This window comes from Ruegeria sp. HKCCA6837 (assembly GCF_013034475.1).
GTDB lineage: Bacteria > Pseudomonadota > Alphaproteobacteria > Rhodobacterales > Rhodobacteraceae > Ruegeria.
Window position 1 is genome coordinate 1 of sequence record NZ_WQGD01000053.1, and the last position, 1,811, is coordinate 1,811.

Consider the following 1,811-nt stretch of genomic DNA (forward strand, 5'->3'; position numbering starts at 1 on the left):
CAACTCTACGGCTTAACACCAGCTTTCTTCAAGCCTTCGACCAAAAGCGCATTGTGTTCGGGTAGACGGAAGAGGATCAAAGCTCCGGAGACAATGCTGTCTAGGAACGCTGGGGCGAAATCCGCCAGCGCCTGCTCATGTGGCAGGCCTGCTTCGGCGTGCCCGAGGTGGGCGGCACTGGCGATCATAAGAGCCCGGCGGATCGGCGCACGCGGCGTCATCTGAATGGCGTGCTCACCCCAACGCATTGCGTCTTCAAAATCAGCGTCGGCGAAGGCAGCTTGGGCGAGCGCCAGATAGGCGTCTCCTACCCAGAGGTCAGTGTCGCGTGGGGAAAGCTGGAGGGCAAGGTGGGCATGTTCGCGCGCCTGTGTGGTTCGGCCGACCAAAGATTCATGCCAGGCCATGAAGAAGATGTTCCGGGCAAAGTTCGGGTTCAGTGTGAAGCCCAAACTGAAGTCGGCGTTGGCCCCGTCAAAATCTCCACGGAAATGACGAACCATACCGCGAACGCATAAGGCGCGCGGGTCGAGTTGACCACCAAGAAACAGAGGTTCAACGCTTTTATCAGCTAGGCCCAGGTTTTCGGTGGGGTCCTCATCGAACTGGTATAGATAACGCATCAGGTAGGCAAACGCTTTGATCCAATGGGCCTGGACGTTGCGCGGGTCGAGATCAATGGCGCGATCAGAGACCGATATGACCTCATCGAACTTATCCTGAGAGTAGAAGCCTCCCGCGTAGAAAATCGCCATTGCACGTAGCGAGAGGTCGTAGGAGTTGAAGTCGATATCTCGAGCCACAGACGCGCGATCTATTTCGGCAATGGATATCTGGGGGGCGATGGCGCCGACCACGCTGCGTGTAATCTCATCCTGTAACGCGAAGATGTCGTCTAGCGTGCGGTCGTAGCGCTCGGCCCAAACATGGGCTCCATTTGTGCAGTCGATGAGTTGGGCAGTAATGCGTACGCGGTTTTGGGCTCGACGGAGGCTACCCTCTAGCATGTAACGAACACCGAGTTCACGAGCGATATCTATATGGGTGACGGGGCGACCCCTGAACGAAAATGAGGAGTTGCGGGCGATGACGAAAAGCTCGGGAAAGCGCGAGAGCTCTGTGATGATGTCTTCGGAAACGCCGTCACAGAAGTATTCCTGTTCTGGATCATTGGACATGTTCTGGAAGGGCAAGACAGCGATGGAGGGTTTGTCAGTGGGTTGAGATTGGTTTTGCGTGGAATCTGATTTGCCCTCCATCGCCAATTTGTAGGCGCGAACTGGCTCGGAGATGTTTTTGAGCGCTACTTCGCCAAGGTCTATGATGTCGTGTTCGATTTTGCCTCGAACCTGCCGGCATGCGTCGTCAGACAGTATGACACCGCCTGGGTCAGCGATGCCTTCGAGTCTTGCGGCAAGATTAACACCCTCGCCATAAATGTCGCCCTCGTCCAAGATTACGTCTCCAATGTGCAACCCTATTCGGAAGCTGATCCGGCTTTCGGTGGGGCTCTCGGCTTCGGCGGCGTGCAGCGCCTTCTGGAGCGTCGCTGCGGCCTCAACGGCAGAAACGACCGAGCTAAAAAGTGCAAACAGGCCATCACCGGTAAGCTTGATAATCTCACCTCCGGCACTTTCGATACTTGGATTGATGATGTCCCGTCGTAGGTCTTTGAGACGAGCAAGTGTTCCCGCCTCGTTAGCCGCCATAAGCCGTGAGTAGCCGACCATATCGGCGGCAAGTATGGCGGCAAGTCGGCGTGTCATGCGCATTTCCCAATAGCAACCTTTTTTCGAATCTATCAAGTTCGG

The 1,811-nt window shown here is 55.8% G+C and carries 1 protein-coding gene; it reads right to left on the reverse strand.

The annotated features are described in order from the left end of the window. Nucleotides 1-5: 5 nt before the first annotated feature. The gene (locus GOV91_RS22480; RefSeq protein WP_171237133.1) at nt 6-1,766 is read right to left on the reverse strand and encodes an adenylate/guanylate cyclase domain-containing protein; all 1,761 of its coding nucleotides are present in this window, start codon (nt 1,764-1,766) and stop codon (nt 6-8) included. Between the last annotated feature and the right edge of the window lie 45 nt (nt 1,767-1,811).